This window comes from Nocardia noduli (assembly GCF_019038455.1).
GTDB classification, from domain to species: domain Bacteria; phylum Actinomycetota; class Actinomycetes; order Mycobacteriales; family Mycobacteriaceae; genus Nocardia; species Nocardia noduli.
This window is the reverse complement of sequence record NZ_JAFMPL010000084.1, coordinates 16,567-35,763: the sequence shown is the minus strand read 5'-3', so window position 1 is coordinate 35,763 and position 19,197 is coordinate 16,567. Positions and strand designations below refer to the sequence as shown.

The 19,197-nt window shown below is 67.0% G+C and carries 14 protein-coding genes and 1 pseudogene; 9 read left to right on the top strand and 6 right to left on the bottom strand.

Going from position 1 to position 19,197, the window contains the following annotated elements; all coding sequences use genetic code 11:
- Positions 1–387 precede the first annotated feature (387 nt).
- The 5 genes from JZ792_RS30860 to JZ792_RS30840 all read left to right on the top strand — a co-directional run bounded on the left by JZ792_RS30860 (position 388) and on the right by JZ792_RS30840 (position 9,838).
- Positions 388–1,491: a hypothetical protein gene (locus tag JZ792_RS30860; RefSeq protein ID WP_254190596.1), complete on the top strand. Its 1,104-nt coding sequence runs from the start codon at positions 388–390 to the stop codon at positions 1,489–1,491.
- Positions 1,492–1,783: 292 nt separating this feature from the next.
- Positions 1,784–2,998 carry an acetyl-CoA C-acetyltransferase gene (locus JZ792_RS30855; protein WP_216916113.1) on the top strand — a complete coding sequence of 405 codons (1,215 nt, stop codon included), beginning with the start codon at positions 1,784–1,786 and terminating at the stop codon, positions 2,996–2,998.
- A 37-nt stretch (positions 2,999–3,035) separates the two neighbouring features.
- The gene (locus JZ792_RS30850; RefSeq protein ID WP_308165520.1) at positions 3,036–5,186 is read left to right on the top strand and encodes a 3-hydroxyacyl-CoA dehydrogenase NAD-binding domain-containing protein; all 2,151 of its coding nucleotides are present in this window, start codon (positions 3,036–3,038) and stop codon (positions 5,184–5,186) included.
- 213 nt (positions 5,187–5,399) lie between these two features.
- Positions 5,400–6,032, top strand: a complete 633-nt coding sequence (locus tag JZ792_RS30845; RefSeq protein ID WP_216916110.1) for a hypothetical protein — start codon at positions 5,400–5,402, stop codon at positions 6,030–6,032.
- Positions 6,033–6,247: 215 nt separating this feature from the next.
- Positions 6,248–9,838: a serine/threonine-protein kinase gene (locus JZ792_RS30840; protein WP_216916107.1), complete on the top strand. Its 3,591-nt coding sequence runs from the start codon at positions 6,248–6,250 to the stop codon at positions 9,836–9,838.
- Between the two features lie 47 nt (positions 9,839–9,885).
- Here JZ792_RS30840 and JZ792_RS30835 read toward each other — a convergent pair whose 3' ends face one another.
- Entirely contained in the window at positions 9,886–11,202 is a 1,317-nt protein-coding gene (locus JZ792_RS30835; protein WP_216916104.1) for a class I SAM-dependent methyltransferase, read from the bottom strand.
- Positions 11,199–12,659: an FAD-binding oxidoreductase gene (locus JZ792_RS30830; RefSeq protein ID WP_216916115.1), complete on the bottom strand. Its 1,461-nt coding sequence runs from the start codon at positions 12,657–12,659 to the stop codon at positions 11,199–11,201. The genes JZ792_RS30835 and JZ792_RS30830 overlap by 4 nt, the downstream gene beginning before the upstream one ends.
- 250 nt (positions 12,660–12,909) lie before the next feature.
- Here JZ792_RS30830 and JZ792_RS30825 point away from each other — a divergent pair, with 250 nt between their 5' ends.
- Complete coding sequence (locus JZ792_RS30825) at positions 12,910–13,344, top strand: SRPBCC family protein (protein ID WP_216916101.1); 435 nt, start codon at positions 12,910–12,912, stop codon at positions 13,342–13,344.
- A 54-nt stretch (positions 13,345–13,398) separates the two neighbouring features.
- Here the strand turns inward: JZ792_RS30825 and JZ792_RS30820 are convergent, their stop codons facing one another.
- The 3 genes from JZ792_RS30820 to JZ792_RS30810 are packed head-to-tail and all read right to left on the bottom strand — an operon-like array spanning position 13,399 to position 15,190.
- The gene (locus tag JZ792_RS30820; protein WP_216916098.1) at positions 13,399–13,749 is read right to left on the bottom strand and encodes a VOC family protein; all 351 of its coding nucleotides are present in this window, start codon (positions 13,747–13,749) and stop codon (positions 13,399–13,401) included.
- A gap of 11 nt (positions 13,750–13,760) precedes the next feature.
- Positions 13,761–14,576, bottom strand: a complete 816-nt coding sequence (locus tag JZ792_RS30815; RefSeq protein WP_216916095.1) for a MerR family transcriptional regulator — start codon at positions 14,574–14,576, stop codon at positions 13,761–13,763.
- A 47-nt stretch (positions 14,577–14,623) separates the two neighbouring features.
- Positions 14,624–15,190, bottom strand: a complete 567-nt coding sequence (locus JZ792_RS30810) for a hypothetical protein (RefSeq protein WP_216916093.1) — start codon at positions 15,188–15,190, stop codon at positions 14,624–14,626.
- A 213-nt stretch (positions 15,191–15,403) separates the two neighbouring features.
- Between JZ792_RS30810 and JZ792_RS30805 the strand changes: the two genes are divergently transcribed.
- Positions 15,404–15,745: a YbaB/EbfC family nucleoid-associated protein gene (locus tag JZ792_RS30805; RefSeq protein ID WP_109522764.1), complete on the top strand. Its 342-nt coding sequence runs from the start codon at positions 15,404–15,406 to the stop codon at positions 15,743–15,745.
- Between the two features lie 11 nt (positions 15,746–15,756).
- Positions 15,757–16,365, top strand: a complete 609-nt coding sequence (recR, locus tag JZ792_RS30800; RefSeq protein ID WP_109522763.1) for a recombination mediator RecR — start codon at positions 15,757–15,759, stop codon at positions 16,363–16,365.
- A 176-nt stretch (positions 16,366–16,541) separates the two neighbouring features.
- On the opposite strand, the gene JZ792_RS30795 is transcribed toward recR, so the two are convergent.
- A complete protein-coding gene (locus tag JZ792_RS30795; RefSeq protein ID WP_216916090.1) occupies positions 16,542–17,198 on the bottom strand; it encodes a hypothetical protein in 657 nt (218 codons plus the stop codon).
- Positions 17,199–17,766: 568 nt separating this feature from the next.
- Here JZ792_RS30795 and JZ792_RS43095 point away from each other — a divergent pair.
- Positions 17,767–19,116, top strand: a pseudogene (locus tag JZ792_RS43095) (transglutaminase family protein); the annotation flags it as partial.
- Between the last annotated feature and the right edge of the window lie 81 nt (positions 19,117–19,197).

The window sequence follows — 19,197 nt, the reverse complement described above, 5'->3', positions numbered from 1 at the left end:
TCGCCGAGCGGGTCGCCGAGCGGGTCGCCGAGCGGGTCGCCGAGCGGGTCGCCGAGCGGGTCGCCGAGCGGGTCGCCGAGCGGGTCGCCGAGCGGGTCGGGTTCCGATGTTCCTGTCGCCGTAGAGGGCGATGAGGCGGCGGGTCGGGGATCGGCGGGTGTCGAGGTGGGCGTGGCTCGGCGGACCGTCGATGATTCTCCCGGGCGTGCCGGGGCGGAAGTGTCGCCGGGTGCGGAGGATTCGCGGGGGCGGCGATCCGACGACGGGGCGGACCCCGATCTTGTGGACGCTGGGACCGATGGTCGCGCGGTAGCGGACGCGCGGGGTGGTCCCGATGGTGCCGCCGAGGAGCGTTCGGCCCGAGCGGGCGAAGGTGTGAGCGGCGGCGTGCCGAATTCCCGCCCGGCCGACGAGCGGATCGCAGGAGCGGCGGACGGCGAGGGCGACGAGCGACGCGGTGCGAACGAACCGGCCGTCGATCGACGTGGTGGTCAGGATGTTTCCGATCTCAGCGGGCAGGAAGGCGCTACCGCCGACTCGTCCGGAGTCCACGGAGCGGCGGCTGTTCCCGAACCGGGGCGGACGCGGCCGCAAGTGAGCGGGCAGCCGGGGGAGCCCGAGCGGCGCGCGGCAGCCACCGGCGCGGCTTCCGCGACGGACGCGGCATCGGTTGCCGCTGCGTCGCCGGCGGCGGGAGCCGGGTCGGAAGCGGAGCTGTTGCGGGCGGTCGAGGAGGCGTGGGGCGATATCCGCGCGAAGGTGCGCGAGTTCGGGGCTGCGGTGCACGCGCTGCTGTCGGGTGCGTCGGTGTCGCGGATCGAGGGCGATGTCATCGTCTTCGCGCATCAGCACGCGCCGCTGGCCGAGCGGCTTTCCGGCCCGCAGAATCTGGCGGCGGTGCAGTCCGCGGTGCGCGCGGTGCTCGGTCGCGATCACGCGGTGCGATGGGAAGTGGGGAGCGCGTCGGCGCGTCCGGCGGCGGCGCAGGCCGGTGGCAGGGGGCGCGGCGCCGCGCCGCCGCAGCAGCGGGTTCCGGCGAGCCGGGGCCAAGCGCAACCGAACGGTCGCGGTGTCGACGCGCCGAACGGGGGCGGTGCGGACCCGAACGGCAGGAAGGCCGCCGCGCCCGCCGCGCCACGTTTCTCGCGGCCGAGTCAGGCCAACAAGGCGCCCGATCCGTCCGGTGGCGGGCCCCGGAGCGGGTCGGAGTCGCGCTCGTTCACGGGCGAGGACGATATCCCGCCGCCGGACTTCCCCGATCTGCCCGACGATCCCGGACCGGGTGATTACCCGCCCCCGGATCCGGGCGCGGCCTACGAAACCTCCGGTGGAGCGGGCTCGGCCGTGTCGCGGCCGCCGACGCCGGAGGAGGAGCAGGAGATGCTCGACGCCGCCGCGGTACCCGTCGCGCCGGAAGACCGGCGTGACCCGGACGAGGTCGCTCTGGAGTTGCTCCGCAGTGAGCTCGGTGCCACACGCCTGGATGGTTGACAACCACCGCCTCGAGGACGTTAAGTTAACCGGAGTTCGCACACCACGGTAGTATGGGGCGTGTGGGCGCGAGCTCCGGTCCGGCGAGGTTCGATGTGATGCCCGTGTACGCGGGCACCTGGAACGTGCGCCGGTCGTTGCGTGCCGTGTTTTGTACAGCGTTAGAACGGTCGGTCCCGGGGCCGGTCGGCGAGGTCAGCCGTGTCCGCGTGCCATGCGCGGCGCGCGGTGCAAAGAGCGCTCGGGCGGGCGAGAGCCCGGCCGCCGCACCCTAAGGAAGGAAACACTCCACATGACCACAGAGGCCTACATTTACGAGGCCATCCGCACCCCGCGCGGACGCGGCAAGAAGAACGGTTCGCTGCACTCGGTCAAGCCGATCGACCTGACCGTTGGTCTGATCCAGGAGCTGCGCGGTCGTTTCCCGAACCTCGACGAGGACCGGATCTCCGATCTCATCCTCGGCGTCGTGATGCCGGTGGGTGACCAGGGCGCCGATATCGCCCGCACCGCGGTGACCGCGGCGGGCCTGCCCGACACCGTCGGGGGCTTCCAGCTGAACCGCTTCTGTGCTTCCGGCCTGGAGGCCGTCAACCTGGCCGCCCAGAAGGTGCGCTCGGGCTTCGACGACCTGGTGCTCGCCGGTGGCGTCGAATCCATGTCGCGCGTGCCGATGGGCTCCGACGGCGGCGCGTGGCTGCTCGACCCGGCCACCAACTACGACACCTACTTCGTGCCGCAGGGTGTTTCCGCCGACCTGATCGCCACCATCGAGGGTTTCACCCGCGATGACGTCGACGCCTACGCGGTGCGCTCGCAGGAACTGGCGGCCGCGGCCACCACCGGCGGCTACTTCGCCAAGTCGATCGTTCCGGTCAAGGACCAGAACGGCCTGATCGTGCTCGACAACGACGAGCACATGCGTCCCGGCACCACCGCCGCGGATCTGGGCAAGCTGAACCCGTCCTTCGCCGGTGTCGGTGAAGTCGGCGGTTTCGACGCCGTCGCGCTGCAGAAGTTCCACTTCGTGGAGAAGATCGACCACGTCCACCACGGCGGCAACAGCTCGGGCATCGTCGACGGCGCCGCGCTGGTGCTCGTCGGCACCGAAGAGGCGGGCAAGGCCTCGGGCCTGACCGCGCGCGCCCGCGTCGTCGCGACCGCCACCAGTGGCGCCGACTCCACCATCATGCTGACCGGCCCCACCCCGGCCGCCAAGAAGGCGCTGGCCAAGGCGGGTCTGACCCTCGACGACATCGATCTGGTCGAGATCAATGAGGCGTTCGCCTCCGTGGTGCTGAAGTTCCAGAAGGATCTGAACATCCCGGACGAGAAGCTGAACGTCAACGGCGGCGCCATCGCGATGGGCCACCCGCTGGGCGCCACCGGCGCGATGATCACCGGCACCATGATCGACGAGCTCGAGCGCCGCAACGGCCGCTACGCGCTCATCACGCTGTGCATCGGCGGCGGCATGGGCGTCGCGACCATCATCGAACGCGTCTGATCCCCACCGACTTTTCTTCACAAGGAGACACAGAGCTGTGAGCGAAACCAACATGATCGGTTGGGAGCAGGATTCGGACGGCATCGTCGTATTGACGATGAACGACCCGAACCAGGGCGCCAACACGATGAACGAGCTGTACAAGGCGTCGATGACGGCGACCGTCGACCGGCTGGAGGCCGAGAAGGACAGCATCACCGGTGTGGTGGTGACCTCGTCGAAGAAGACCTTCTTCGCGGGCGGCGACCTGAAGAACATGATGAACGTCGGCCCCGGCGACGGCCAGGCCCTCATGGACGAGCTGGCCACCATCAAGGGTGCGCTGCGTCGTCTCGAGACCCTCGGCAAGCCGGTCGTCTCCGCGATCAACGGCGCCGCGCTCGGCGGCGGCCTGGAGATCACCCTGGCCACCCACTACCGCATCGCGGCCGACGTGCCGGGTGTGCAGCTGGGCCTGCCCGAGGTGAGCCTGGGCCTGCTGCCCGCGGGCGGCGGCATCATCCGCACCGTGCGCATGCTCGGTTTGCAGACCGCGCTGCTGTCGGTGCTGTTGCAGGGCAACAAGTTCCGTCCGGCTCAGGCCAAGGAGATCGGCCTGATCAACGAGGTCGTCGGCTCGATCGAGGAACTGGTGCCCGCCGCCAAGGCGTGGATCAAGGCCAATCCCGAAGCCTTCGTGCAGCCCTGGGACAAGAAGGGCTACAAGATCCCGGGCGGCACCCCCGCTTCCCCCGGTCTCGCGGCGAACCTGCCCGCGTTCCCGGCCAACCTGCGCAAGCAGCTCAAGGGCACCAACATGCCCGCGCCGCGCGCGATCCTCTCGGCCGCGGTCGAGGGTTCGCAGGTCGATATCGACAACGCGTCGCTGATCGAGTCGCGCTACTTCGTGCACCTGCTGACCGGCCCGGTCGCGAAGAACATGATCCAGGCGTTCTTCTTCGATTTGCAGTCGATCAACAACGGTGGTTCGCGTCCCAAGGACGTGCCCAAGCGTGAGATCAAGAAGGTCGGCGTGCTCGGCGCGGGCATGATGGGCGCCGGTATCGCCTACGTCTCCGCCAAGGCGGGCTTCGAGGTCGTGCTCAAGGACGTCACCATCGAGGCTGCCGAGCGCGGCAAGAACTACTCCGAGAAGATCGAGGCCAAGGCCCTCTCGCGTGGCAAGACCACCGAGGAGAAGTCCAAGGCGCTGCTGGACCGGATCACCCCGTCCGCCGACCCCGCCGATTTCGCGGGCGTCGACTTCGTCATCGAGGCCGTCTTCGAGAACACCGAGCTCAAGCACAAGGTGTTCCAGGAGATCGAGGACATCGTCGATCCCGACGCGCTGCTGGGCTCGAACACCTCGACCCTGCCGATCACCGGTCTGGCGACCGGCGTGAAGCGCGAGAGCGATTTCATCGGCATCCACTTCTTCTCCCCGGTCGACAAGATGCCGCTGGTCGAGATCATCAAGGGCGAGAAGACCTCTCCCGAGGCGCTGGCCCGGGTGTTCGACTACACCCTCGCGATCAAGAAGACCCCGATCGTCGTCAACGACAGCCGCGGCTTCTTCACCTCGCGGGTCATCGGCACCTTCGTCAACGAGGCGATCGCCATGCTGGGTGAGGGCATCGAGCCCGCCACCATCGAGCAGGCCGGTATGCAGGCGGGCTACCCGGCCGCGCCGTTGCAGCTGTCGGACGAGCTGAACCTGACGCTCATGCAGAAGATCGCCAAGGAGACCGAAGAGGCCTTCAAGCAGGGCGACACCACCATGGGCAACAAGCGGCACCCGGCCCAGGACGTCATCGACTACCTGGTCTCCGAGGGTCGTCCGGGTCGCCTGGGCAAGGCCGGTTTCTACGAGTACGACGAGAACGGCAAGCGTTTGGGCCTGTGGCAGGGCCTGCGCGATCACTTCAAGACCACGGCGGATTTCACCGTCCCGCTGCAGGATCTGATCGACCGCATGCTCTTCATCGAGGCGATCGAGACCCAGAAGTGCTTCGACGAGGGCGTGCTCGAGACGGCGGCCGACGCCAACATCGGCTCGATCCTGGGCATCGGCTACCCGGCCTGGACCGGTGGCGTGCACCAGTTCATCGTCGGTTACCCGGGCGGACAGGAAGCCTTCGTGACCCGCGCGGACGAACTCGCCAAGACCTACGGCGAGCGTTTCGAGGTTCCGGCCTCGCTGCGCAAGTAATCCGGTAGTTACGCCGAAGCCCGCCACCGCCTTTCGCGGTGGCGGGCTTTCGTCGTCCGGCGCACTCGCGGTTCGCTGACCAGCGACGAACGCCTTCGGCGCCGGATTTCCCCCGGTCCGGCGACGGTTGCGGGGCGCGCGGCCCGGCCACGATGCGATGATTCCGTGGTGACCCAGTGGCTTCCGCTTCTCAGCTCGCTCATCATTGCCGGCGTGGCGCTCGTGGGCGTCCTCGTCAACAATCGCACCAACCGCGACGCGATAACGGCGGCCGACGAACGCAACAGAGTCACCATCGAAACCGCCCAGCGCAGTACCGAACTCACCAATTCCGCGGCCGAACGTCGCGAACGCGACAAGTGGCGTCGCGATTCGATTCTGGCCGCGGTCTCCACCGTGCTCGCCGTGTCGGAGGAGGTGCGCGATCAGCTCGAGGGTTGCGCCCACTGGAATGCTCAGGACGCCGACGAGATCGACGTCGTCGGTGACGAGGTCGCCCGGATCATCGAGGGCTGCCACGGGACCGTCAGCCGATTGCGGGTGCTGTCGAATCGCAAGATCCCCAATCGCTGCGAGGATCTGCTGCGCACGCTGACCGCGGCGCAGGCCATCACCCTGCAACGGCTCAAGACCGAACTCGACGACGATCCGAGCAGCAAGGAAGTGCTCGACGTCCTGACGCTGTGGCACAAGGCGATGGCCAAGACCGTGGAGCAGGAGACCTCGGTCATCTACGCGACCCGCGCCGAACTCGGCATCGAGGTGCTCAAGGACAGAGATGTCCAGGAAGACGCCCACGAGATCGCTCCCGAACCCGCCCGTGAACCGGTGCCCGCCGAGGTGTGAGACGGTCGCCGCGATCCGGTGAGCGCGGGCGTCGACCACCGCCCGTCCCCGGTGCGACACCACTGAATCGAATCTCCACCCACCCGGCCCGGGAGCGCGCTACGTTGGAGTATGCGCAGGCATAACGGACAGCGTTGGTTCGCTCCGCGTTGTCTGTTGTCGGCGCACGCAGGATCGCCGGTGACGTCGATTCGATGTGAGTTCGAGGTGGTCACATGAATCCACAGATTCGCTCGGGCCGGGGGAGTCGCGAGGAAACGTCGGCCGATTCGTCGTCATCGCGGGGGGAAGTTCGGCAGCAGGGGGAGAATACCGAGCGTGACGAGCCGATAGGGATCGCCGACGAGTTGGAGGCGATGGGTCTGTCCGGCGCCGTCGAGATCGGTCGCGGCGGCTTCGGCGTGGTCTACCGCTGTCTGCAATCGGCCCTGGAACGCGTGGTCGCGGTGAAGGTGCTGTCCTCGGAGATCGACCGGGAGAGCCGTGAGCGCTTCCTGCGCGAGGAACAGGCCATGGGCAGGCTCTCCGGACATCCGAATATCGTCGACATCCTCCAGGTCGACGTCACGGCGACCGGGCTGCCCTTCATCGTGATGCCCTACTGCACGCGCGGGTCGCTGGAACAGCTGATCCGCGATCACGGGCCGCTGACCTGGCAGGACGCCCTGCGCGCCGGGGTGAAACTATCGGGTGCGATCGAGAGCGCCCACCGCGCCGGCATCCTGCATCGGGATGTGAAACCGGCCAACGTCCTGCTCAACAGCTACGGCGAACCGCAACTCACCGATTTCGGCATCGCCCGGATTCCCGGTGGGTTCCGCACCTCGAGCAGTCTCATCACCGGTTCGCCCGCCTTCACCGCGCCCGAGGTGCTGCGCGGCGACGAGCCGACGGTGCGCTCCGATGTCTACGGACTCGGCGCCACGCTGTTCGCCCTGCTCACCGGGCACGCGGCCTTCGAGAGGCAGGCGGGGGAGAAGGTGGTCGCGCAGTTCCTGCGGATCACCACCCAACCCGTGCCGAATCTGCGCGATCAGGACATACCGCCCGATGTCGCCGCCGCGATCGAGAAGGCGATGTCACCCGAGCAGGGTGATCGGCCCCGGTCGGCCTTCGAATTCGGTGAACTGCTGCGCGCGGTCCAGATCGCGCACGGTCAGGTGCCCGACGAGATGGCCTTACCCGATCCGGCGCTCGCCGGGCAGGTGGACGGCGCACTCGGTGCGGGCGAGTCCACCGCGTCGCGGCCCGCCGTGACCGCCCGCCGCAGCTGGCCGCTGACGATGCGTCCCGCGGTATCGCGGCACCCCACCGGATCCGGATATACGACCACCATGCCGCCCACCGCGGCGACGAAATTCCGGCCGCCGACACCCGCCAGGGAACCGGTCGCGCGCCCACGGCTGCTCGAGATCCTGCGCGCGGGCGGACGCCGCAAACTGGCCGCCGTGCACGCGCCCGCGGGATTCGGCAAGAGCACGGTGGCCGCGCAGTGGCGCGCGGAACTGGCCGAGCGCGGGGTCGCGGTCGCCTGGATCGGGGTCGACAACGGCGACGACAACGAGATCTGGTTCCTCGCCCACCTCATCGAGGCGATCCGGCGGGTCCGGCCCGAGCTGGGGACCGGTCTGGATCAGGTGTTGGAGGAACGACCCGCCGACGCGGCCGCCTACGTCATCTCGACGCTCATCGACGAAATCCACGCCAGCGGGAAAACCGTGGTGGTCGTGGTCGACGACTGGCATCGGGTGGCCGATCGGGGTGCGCACCGGGCGATGGCGGCGCTGCTCGACAACGGATGTCACCACCTGCGTTTCGTGGTGACCAGCCGGGACCAGGCGGGTTTGCCGACCAGCCGGATGCGAGTTCACGACGAACTGGTCGAGATCGGATCGTCGGACCTGCGTCTGACCGTCGAGGAGACGGCCCGGATCCTGGTCGAGCGCAACGGTTTCGATCTCACCGACGCGCAGGTCCAGCAGATCTACGAGGTCACCGACGGCTGGCCCGCCGCGATTCAGCTGGTCAGCCTGTCGCTGCGCGGTAATCCGGATCCGGCCCCGCTGATCGAGAATCTCTCCGAGGGCAGTCACGGCATCCGCGAATACCTCGCCGAGAATGTGCTCGATACCCTCGAACCCCGCATGCTCGACTTCTTGACCGCGATCTCGGTGACCGAGCGGGTCAACGCGTCGCTGGCTTCGGCGCTGTCGGGCGACAGCGAGGCCGAGATGCTCCTCGTCCAAGCCGAACAGCGTGAACTGTTCCTCCAGCGCATCGAACACGATCCGGAGTGGTTCCGGATGCAGCCGCTGTTCGCCGAACATCTGCGGGCCAGGCTGGAACGAACCACGCCGGGCGAGCTGAAATCCCTGCACCGCAAGGCTTCCCGCTGGTATGCCGAACATCAGTTGCTGCGCAAATCGGTCGATCACGCGCTGGCGGCGACGGATCTGAAATTCGCGATGGATCTGATCGAGAACGGCGGTATGGACCTCATCGACGGTTCCCGCTTGGCGACATTGCTCGGCACGGTGTCGAAACTGCCGATGCAGCAGGTGGCCTCGCGCTCCAAACTGCTGATGGCGGTGGCGCGAGCCAATGTCAATTTGCAGCAGTCCGGTGCGGCGCGCAACGCGCTGGGGCGGCTGTCGAATATTCTCGCGCGGAGTTCCTCGACCGACGCCGATGTCATCAAGCAGCGGTGCGAGGCCGCGGTACTCGCCGCCTCCGACGACATCTCCCGCGACCACACCGAGGGTGTGCTGGAACGGGTCGCCGACTGCCTGGAACGGCCCGACGAACTACCCGCCTGGACGGTCTCGACCGCGGCGAACCTGATCTCGTTCGTGCGGCTGTGCACCTTCGATTTCGACGGCGCCCGCGAGATCCAGGACTGGGCGGCCGAATACCACGCGCGAGCCAAGAATCCGCTCGGCGCGGTCTTCGGTCTGTGCGGGCAGGGCGCCGCGGCCTACGAACAACTCGATATCGAGACCGCCGACAGCTGTTTCCACCTGGCCTGGGACACCGCGCACACCCGATCGGGCCCGCGCTCGCACGCGGTCCGGGTGGCCTCGGCGCTGCTGGGCGAATTGAGTTACCGCCGCGGTGACCTCGACGCCGCCGATCGACTGTTCGACGAGAGCCACCAGTTGGTGACCAGGATCGGTCCGGTCGATTTCCTGATCGCCACCTTCGTGATCGGCGCGCGGGTCAAGGCGGTGCTCGGCGATCTGTACACCGCGTCGGCCCGCCTCGACGAAGGCGCGCGGATCGCGGCGGATAACGAATTGCCGCGCCTGGCCGCCCACGTTCGCGCAGAACGGCTGCGGCTCGGACTCCAGGAGAGCGCCGCCGACGCCGAACAGGCGACGGACAGCGACGGCGTCCACCGGTCCCACCGGTTGACCGGTGCGGCGGCGCTGGCCTCGGAAGCGCAGGAGATCGCCGATATCAGGGCACTGCTCGCCGAAGCGCGCCTCGGCTCCGACGATCGCGCGGTCCGCCGCGCCCGTGCCCTGTATGTCAGGACCCGCGAGCAGGCCCGTCCGCGCGCGGAACTGGATACCGCGTTGCTCCTGGCGGAATGTCTCGCCGCGTCCGGCTGGGTGGGCGAGGCCACCGGCCTGCTGTTGCCCGCCGCGGCGACCTGCGCCGAACTCGGCTGGACCAGACCGCTACTGGACGCGGGTCCGGGGGTGCTCGCCATCCTGCGGGTACTGCGCAGCGATATGCACACCGCGCCCGAGGGAGCCGAGGAAGTGACGCTGCCAGCGCTGTTCCTCGCGGAACTGCTGGATTGAGAAAACCCCGCCCGCCGGAAAGGGCGGACGGGGTCACGGGATAGCGATTACGCCTGCCACCAGGGGCGAAGCGGCAGACCCGACGCGCCGTCCGGCCCGAGTTTGACGCCGAGCACCTGGTGCAGCTGAACCACATTGCGCTGGAACCCGAGCCGACAGCCCGCCATGTAGAGTCCCCATACCTTGGCCGTGCCCTCGCCGACGTCGGCGACGCAGGCATCCCAGTTGGCGACCAGGTTCTTGCACCACTCGTGCAGCGTGAGCGCGTAGTGCTCGCGCAGATTCTCCTCGTGCACCACCTCGAGACCGATGTTCTGGATCTCGCTGATGATGCGACCCGACCCGATCAGCTCGCCGTCGGGGAACACGTATCGGTCGATGAAATCACCGGCCTTGGTGGTGCGCAGGTTGTCCGGGCGGGTGATGCAGTGGTTCAGGAACACGCCGCCGTCGCGCAACTTGCTCTTGATGAACTCGAAGTAGAACGGGTAGTTGTGCACGCCGATGTGTTCGGTGAGCCCGATCGAGGAGACGGCGTCGAAACCGCTCTCGGCGATATCGCGGTAATCGGAATGTCTGACCTCGGCCAGATCCGACAGACCTTCCTCGGCGATGCGCTGCTGCGCCCACTCGGCCTGTTCGGCCGACAGCGTGGCGCCGATGACCTTGACGCCGCGCTTGGCCGCGTAGCGGACCATCCCGCCCCAGCCGCAGCCGATATCGAGCAGGCGATCGCCTTCCTTCAACCGGAGCTTCTCGAAGACCAGGCGGTACTTGTTCTCCTGGGCCTGTTCCAGCGTCCAGCTCTCGTCCTCGTAGACCGCGCAGGTGTAGGTCATCGACGGTCCGAGGACGTACTCGTAGAAGGTGTTCGAGACGTCGTAGTGGTGGTGGATGGCCTCGGCGTCGCGGGTCTTGGAGTGGCGTAGACCCTCGAAGGCGATACGCCGCCAGCGCGGCAAGGTCTCCTGCGGCGGCGGCGCGATCGGGCGCAGCCGTTCCCAGCCCAGCGAGCGGGCGATGGTGACCAGCGCCAGCGCGGAAGGACGCCGGAACTTCAGGCTGTCCATCGCTTTCAGGATGTCGTACGGATCGCCCGGGTGGACGCCGTCGGCCGACATGTCGCCGGAGATGTAGGCGCGCGCCATCCCGAGATCGCCGGGGGCGGTCGCCAGATAGTTGATACCGCGCGGAGTTTTCACATCCAGCACGAATTCCGAATCCTCGGGACCGGTGGCGCTACCGTCGTAGGCGGTCAACCGGATCGGCATGTCGCCGTCTATCAGCGTCTCGAAGATTTCGGCAATGCTGAGCTTGGTTCCGAGATCCGCGAAGACATCGGACCGGTCCTTGAATGTCGTCATTTGCGTTGCACCGCCTTCGAATACAAATCCAGCAAGCGCTGGTCCGGGTCGTAGCGTTTCTTCAAATCTGTGTAGATACTGCCGCCGTACAGCGCCGCGAATTCATCTTTGTCGTAATACGCGTCGGAGTACAGGGACTTATGGCCGTCGAAGTCGGTCACGGTCTTCTCGATCGCTCGATTGGCCGCGCCCTCCTGCGCGCCGGGGGCGGTCGGCACCGCCGACCAGAAACCCACGTTCACGTAGGTTCGATCGGGTTCGAGGGGGTAGAGCGGCCAGGCGCGCTCGGTAGAGCCCGCGGTCACTGTGCTCTCGCGGGCATCGCGTGCGTACCGTAACCGCAACGGGCACAACCAGATCGGCTCGATCGGGATCTCGCGCAGGAACCACTCCACGAAGTCGGCGGTGCGCTCCACCGGGACCTCGATGTCCTGCACCACCCGTTCCCTGGGCGGATTGCCCTTGCGGGCCTCCAGCTTGTCGCCGACGTGGTACTTGTGATCGAGGGCGATCAGCTTCCAGTAGAAACTGCTGCGCCGGTAGCGCTTCGGCCAGAACCGCCGGACCGTGGGGTTCTGGGCGCCGAAGGCACGCGAGCACCAGAACCAGTCGGTGTCCCAGCGCCACAGGTAGTCGTGGATGCTCAGCCGGTCACGCTTGGGCATGCGGCTGTCGTGCTGGATCGAACGGTAGAAGATGTCCATCCCGGTGTAATCGCTGACCGGGCCCGGTTCGTCGGTCTGCCTGCCGAGGGTCAGGTAGCTCTCGTCGGCGGTGAACACCACCCCGTCGAGATAGTCGACCCGCTCGCCGTCGTAGGACTTCTCGTCCACGATCTTCGCCAGCGTCGCCTCTAGTTCGCGCAGGTCGTGGAAGCGCACGTGCCGCAGCGCGACATAGGGCTGAACCGTCTCGAGCTCGATCTTCAACCGGACGGTGTAGCCGAGCGTGCCGTAGGAGTTCGGGAAGCCGCGGAACAGATCGGAGTATTCGCCGTCGGGGGTCGCGGTGATGATCTCGCCCGCCCCGGTCAGCACGTCCATCTCCAGGACCGCCTCGTGCGGTAGCCCGGTACGGAACGAGGTGGACTCGATGCCGAGGCCGGTGACCGCGCCGCCGAGGGTGATGGTCTTGAGTTGCGGGACCACCGTCGGCGCGAGCCCGTAGGGCAGCGTCGCGGCGACCAGATCCTCGTAGGTCGTCATTCCGGCGACATCGGCGGTCTTGGCCACCGGGTCGACGGATATCACCCGGGTCAATCCGGACACATCGAGTCCGGGACCGGTGTTCTTCGCCCTGGCCCGGAACAGGTTGGAAGTCTTCTTCGCCAACCGCACGCTCGCACCGGCGGGAATGGCGCGGTAACTCGCCAACAGGCGATCCACGCCCGCCCGATGCGCGGCGAACCCGGATTCACGTTCGGCCGACGCGAAACCGGCTTTACCCAACAGACTCACTGCCACCCCTCGACGCTAGTACGCACCATGGCCGACAGCCACCGCGAGGTGACCACCGGAGGAGAAATGTCACGCATATGTTGCAACGGGAATATTGATCGCTGATGACGGTAGCGCAACTGGATTTGTTCGATCGGAATAGCGCCGTATCGCGGTCCGAGCCTACCGGGGCGCGCCGACACTCGCCGGGCGCGCAGCGCCTATGGTGAATCCCGAAGGCCGAGCAACGTACCCGGACAAGGAGTTCATCGTGGGACAGGTCAGCGCCAGCAGTTCGATCGCCGTGGCGGCGGATCCGCAGCGCGCACTCGAGGCCATCGCGGATTACCAGTCGGTGCGTCCGCGCATCCTCTCGCCGCACTACCGCGACTACAAGGTCGTCGAAGGCGGCACCGGCGCGGGCACCGTCGCCGAGTGGACGTTGCAGGCCACCGAGAAGCGCTCGCGCAATGTGCGCGCGGTCGTCTCGGTGTCCGATTCCATGGTGACCGAGCGGGATTCGAACTCCACCATGGTCAACACCTGGACCGTGACGCCGGACGGTGCGGGTTCGCAGGTGACCCTGCGCACCTCGTGGCAGGGCGCGGGCGGTGTGTCCGGCATCTTCGAGGGCATCTTCGCGCCGCTCGGGCTGAAGAAGATCCAGGCCGAGGTGCTGGGAAATCTGAAGAACGAACTCGGCTAGCAGAGCGCACGAGGCGGCCCGGCACGGATACCGTGCCGGGCCGCCTCGCGTCCGTCAGGCCGCGCCGATATCGAAGAGGTTGCCTTCGGGATCGGCCAGGGTCGCCCAGCGGACGCCGTATTCGGCGAAGTCCCCGACGTGTTTCGCGCCGAGGCTCACCGCGCGCTCGATCTGCTCGCGCCAATCGGCGGCGTGCAGGTCCAGGTGCACCACGTTCTTGCCCGGGTTCTTGTCGGGAACCTGGATGAACATCAGCACCGGTGACGCACCCTCCCCGCGTCCGACCGTGGCGAAGGCGGTACTCGCCTCCGGATCGACGGGGCGTTCGAGCAACCGCGCCCAGAAATCCGCCAGAGCCGCGGCGTCGGCGCAGTCGAAGGTGATGTTCTCCAGGGTGAGGGACATATCTCTCCTGTTCATGGTGTTTCGATGGGCCAGCACACTTCGGTGAGGTATTCGGAGGGGTCGCCGGTATCGGCGGGGGAGATCAGGTAGATCTCGTGGACCGGTTCACGCAGCGCGGTGTCGTGTTCGGCGACGTGACTGCCGAGCGCGCCGTAGGTGCGGTCGAAATCCTCGAACGATCCGCGGTGTTCGGTGATCGCGAACCGGCGCGCGGGCATTTCGACGAAACCCGCGCCCTCCGGTGCGGTGAAAGGGGCGCCGTCGGCGAGCGGAACGTACGCGAGTACCTCGCCCGACTCGTTCTCGAAGAATTCCATCGAATAGGTGGCGCCGCCCGGCCCGCCGGGTTCGCGGCCGACGGCGGCCAGCGTCTCGTAGAGCAGCGCGAACGAGGTCTGGCACCAGTCCCCGATGGCGTCGCGAGTGACGACATCGCGCACCGCCAAGACGGGGAAGGCGTCGACCGTGCGGTACCGCACCGCGAGCGGCGCGGCCGGGGTGAGCAGTGCGCGCAGCGACGCCACCGCGTCGCGGGTGCGCCGCAATTGCTCCTCCATCCGCTCGAGATGCGCGCGCAGCGCGGCGTCGCGGGTGTCGGTATCCGGCGCCTCCAATACCGCCCTGATCTCGGGAATGGGCATATCGAGTCCGCGTAACCTGCGGATCAGATGGGCGCGGGTCACCTGATCGGTGGAATAGCGGCGGTAGCCGGAATGCGCGTCGATATCGACCGGCGCGAGCAGGCCGACATCGTGATAGTGGCGCAGCGTCTTCACGCTGAGATAGGTCAGTCTGGAGAATTCCCCGATCGACACCGTCGCTGTCATGTCTACAGAGCACACCCTCCCGTGACGGGAGGGTCAAGATCGCGCGGTCATGCCAGCGCGAAGGTCAGCATCAGCGTGGGCGGGGCGGTGTCGCGCTGCCAGGAATAGCCGAACCAGACACCGGGGGTGATCTCCCGGATCTCGTCGTAGATCTGCGCGACCGGCGGCAGGTAGTCCAATGCCCAGGTCGGTGCGCCGTCGGTGATCGCGGGTCCGCCGTAGACGTTCGCCCGTAGTCCCTCGAACCCCGCACCGGTCAGCCGGTTCAGCACGTAACCGCCGTCCTGGCCGGTGTAGAAGGTCTTGCCGATCCAGAACGCCGGGGCTATCGCCTGCGTGGTCGCGGGGCTGGTCACCCAGCCGTTCTTCACCCCCGTCGGCACCGCGCCGCGCACGGCGTTGCCGAAGATCGAGTTCTGTTGTTGGAGGGTGCAGCGGGAGCGAAGCGAATCGATGGTTACCGACCGGTTGGCGGGATCGATGACACATCCGCCGCCGTAGTCCATCGGCGGATTCACCCCGGAATCGGCGGTGGCCGATGGTGCTCCGACCATGATGAACATGGCGAACACCGATATCAGGGCGGAGAGGAAGCGTGCTCGGTTCGTGTCCATGTCGTCTCCAGACTCATGTCCGACCCGTTCTCGATGGTAGGCCCGGTCGTGGTTCTTCAGATCTTCGGCAATGATTCCGTTACCGATCGGCTCGGCGCGGCGGCACGCGTAGGCGGCCTCGGTGACCGGCTTCTCGGGCTCGGGCGCGGGCGGAATCGCCCCGCGCCCGTCCACTACGCTGGACCACGACACTTTCCGCAGAGAGGACATGCCGTGCAGCCCGGTGGTCAGTTCGACATGCAGCAGTTACTCGCCCAGGCGCAGCAGATGCAGCAGGCGGTGATGGAAGCCCAAGCCGAGATCGCGGCCTCCGAGGTCGAAGGTCAGGCCGGCGGCGGGCTGGTCAAGGTCACCATCAAGGCCAGTGGCGAGGTCATCGCGCTGACGATCGACCCGAAGGTGGTCGACCCGGAGGATGTCGAAGGTCTACAGGATCTGGTGATCGGCGCGGTCAACGACGCCATGGCGAACGCGCAGCAGATCGCCGTCGAGCGTCTCGGTCCCCTCTCCGGTGGACTCGGCGGCGGCGCGCTGCCCGGTCTGCCGGATTTCTAGGGTTTCCGCAGTTGTACGAGGGTCCGGTCCAGGATCTGATCGACGAACTGGGCAAACTCCCCGGCGTCGGGCCGAAGAGCGCACAGCGCATCGCCTTCCATCTGCTCCAGGTGGAACCTCCCGAAATCGACCGGTTGCAGTCCGCGTTGCAGAAGGTGCGCGACGGCGTGCAGTTCTGCGTGATGTGCGGCACCGTCGCCGATAACGAGCTGTGCCGTATCTGCGCCGATCCGCGCCGCGATCGCACCATGATCTGCGTGGTCGAGGAGCCGAAGGATGTGCAGGCCATCGAGCGCACCCGGGAATTCCGCGGCCGCTATCACGTTCTGGGTGGCGCGCTCGATCCACTCAGCGGTATCGGCCCGGACCAGTTGCGGATCAGGGAACTGCTGGCGCGCATCGGCAATCAGCAGGACGGGATCGACGTCAGCGAGGTCATCATCGCGACCGATCCGAATACCGAGGGCGAGGCGACAGCCACCTACCTGGTTCGGATGCTGCGAGATTTCCCCGGCCTCAGCGTGACCCGGCTGGCCTCGGGCCTCCCGATGGGCGGCGACCTGGAATTCGCCGACGAATTGACGCTCGGCCGAGCGCTGTCGGGTCGCCGCGCACTCTGAACGCCGTTCCCCGCTGTGCCGCACTGCCATTAGCTGACACGGGATCGAGCCCCGTCGGATCTCCGTTCACTCCAATCCGACTGGGCTCGACCGGCGTTCAGCCGCTGATCCGGTCGCGTGCACCGCGGTTTGCTGCGGCACATCGCCTGCCGTTCGTCGTGTTCGGCCTTCCGGAATCAGTAGCGCTGTTCGGGCTCGAATTCGACCCGTTTCCAATCGGTGTCGGCAAGCGTCTCGCCGACGGCCCACGCCCAGATGAGCGCGACCACTTCGGAGGGATTCTCCGACGTCGTACCGAAATGCCTGTCGGGCGAGCCGTCGCGGTATTCGATCGTGTACACCCCGACCGGGTCCCGATATGTCTGGATGTAGACCTGATCGGCGCGTTCGGCGATGAGATAGGGGTTCGGGTCGACGAGGGCGGGAATCCACAGGTCCAACAGTGCTTTCGTCACGTACGGGAATTCGCCCGCGCCGCCGTGCGTCACGGTGATGTCGACCCGTCCGGCCGGATCGAGCAGCCAGGCCAGCTGTGGGTCGTACACCGCGTACTCGCGCGGCGTCGCGATCTCGAACAGCAGATTCCGGACGAATCCGATCGCGTCGTACGGACACGACACCTGGAGCACCGCCCCGGTCGCGGCTCCGCCCACCGACTCGGTTCCCAGAAAAGTATCCGCCTCGGGCAATTCGCCGTTGCGGCGATTCAGTACCGCCGCCAGCTCGGCGACCACCTCGGTCTCCGCGAGCCCCTGCTGCCCCGCCAGATACTCGTCCGCCTCGTCCGGCGTCGACGCAACCCCGGACGGCAACAGCACGTGGTCGTAATTCACCCGCCCAGCCTACGACCCGGATGGTCGATGAGGACGGCCCGGCGATCTCCATCGAAATGTCGACGCTCGATTCCGCGGGGAACTACGTCACGTCCGGCCATCGCAGCCGAGGTGACGCTTCGTCTCCGGCCATCGAGTGCCTGGTGCCGTTCGATGTGCGGTTGACCTGGCAGGAGTTCGACGACGGAGTGGATCGACGGTTTATCGGGCGCTGCGGTAGCGGTTGACGCAGGGGCATCCGCCCGCGATATCGGTGCAGTCGATGAGGAATGTGTGACGGCTGTGATCGAAATCGATGCAGTCGAGATCCGTGCATTCGGGCATGCGGCCCACGTGGATAATGAGCGTGCCGTGGCAGTGATCGATCGAGGTTTCGCAAGATCGGCATATCGGAGCAGGCATATATTTTGACCTCCCGATGAGATCTATTGGTAATGCGGTCTTATCACCGGGCGTGCACAGGATGTGGGAAGTCGACCGCGTGTCGGCATATGACGCAATGTTGCTGTCCGGAAAACGCCTGCTGCATGGCACCGCACGCATCGACGCGGTGTGGTGAACTTGCTTCATGGGCATCAAGGTGTCACTCGAGCACCGGACCACCTACACCTTCGACCGGCTGGTGGAGGTGCATCCTCACGTGGTGCGCCTGCGTCCGGCCCCGCACTCGCGCACGCGCATCGAGGCTTATTCGATGCGCGTGACACCGGCCGAACACTGGGTCAACTGGCAGCAGGACGCCTTCGGCAACTTCCTCGCCAGGCTCGTATTCCCCGAGCCGACCAGGGAATTGTCGATAACGATCGGCCTGATCGCCGATCTCGAGGTCGTCAATCCCTTCGATTTCTTCATGGAGGATTCCGCCGAATACTTTCCGTTCACCTACAGTTCGGAACTGACGGCGGATCTCGAGCCGTATCTGCGGCGCGTGGACGAATCGACACCGGGTTCCGGTGCGGGAGAATTGGTGCGGGAGTGGGTGCGTGCGCACCAACCGGAAGGCGCTCCGCGAACCATCGACTTCCTCGTCGAAGTGAACCGCGTGTTGCGAGAAGATGTCGGATACACGATCCGCATGGAACCCGGTGTGCAGACTCCGGATCACACCTTGCGCACCGCGATCGGATCCTGCCGGGATTCCGCCTGGCTGCTCGTGTCGATCCTGCGCGAATTCGGTCTCGCCGCACGTTTCGTCTCCGGTTACCTGGTGCAACTCGCGCAGGACGTGCCATCGCTTGATGGGCCGTCCGGTCCTCCGGCGGATTTCACCGACCTGCATGCCTGGACCGAGGTTTACGTGCCCGGCGCGGGCTGGATCGGGATGGACCCGACTTCCGGTCTTTTCGCTGGCGAGGGTCATATTCCGCTGTCCGCGACCCCGCACCCCAGCACGTCGGCGGCGATCTCCGGCGCGACCGGCCGGACCGAATCCACCCTGGAATTCTCCAACACCGTCCGGCGAATCCACGAGGATCCCCGGGTCACCCTGCCCTACACCGACTCCCAGTGGGAACGGATCCGAGCGGCGGGTGTCGAACTCGACGCGAGGATGGCGGCCGACCGGATCGAACTCACCATGGGCGGCGAACCCACCTTCGTCTCCGTCGACGACCAGATGAGTCCGCAGTGGACCACCGACGCCGACGGCGTGCACAAACGCGAACGCGCCGTCGACCTGGCCGACCGCCTCCGTCGCATCTACGCCCCCACCGGACTGGTGCAGTACCGGCAGGGCAAGTGGTACCCCGGTGAACCGTTGCCGCGCTGGGAGATCGCCATCGTCTGGCGCGCCGACAACGAACCACTGTGGACCCGCCCGGATCTGCTCATCGATCCGTGGACACCGATCGACACCGCGCCCGCGCGGGTCGACACGGTTGCGCGGCAGGATGATCCGGCTCCGGGCGCGAACGGCGCCGACGGCAACGGTTCCGCGACGACCAACGGCTCCGACAGGTCGGTGGTGACCGACCACACCGGCGTCTCCGATGACGAGGAT

Bases quoted from the DNA above. Each gene is read 5' to 3' on its own strand.
- JZ792_RS30835 (WP_216916104.1), bottom strand. From the start codon at position 11,202: ATGACGACATTCAAGGACCGGTCCGATGTCTTCGCGGATCTCGGAACC.
- JZ792_RS30820 (WP_216916098.1), bottom strand. From the start codon at position 13,749: ATGTCCCTCACCCTGGAGAACATCACCTTCGACTGCGCCGACGCCGCG.
- JZ792_RS30815 (WP_216916095.1), bottom strand. From the start codon at position 14,576: ATGACAGCGACGGTGTCGATCGGGGAATTCTCCAGACTGACCTATCTC.
- JZ792_RS30840 (WP_216916107.1), top strand. From the start codon at position 6,248: ATGAATCCACAGATTCGCTCGGGCCGGGGGAGTCGCGAGGAAACGTCG.
- JZ792_RS30855 (WP_216916113.1), top strand. From the start codon at position 1,784: ATGACCACAGAGGCCTACATTTACGAGGCCATCCGCACCCCGCGCGGA.
- JZ792_RS30810 (WP_216916093.1), bottom strand. From the start codon at position 15,190: ATGGACACGAACCGAGCACGCTTCCTCTCCGCCCTGATATCGGTGTTC.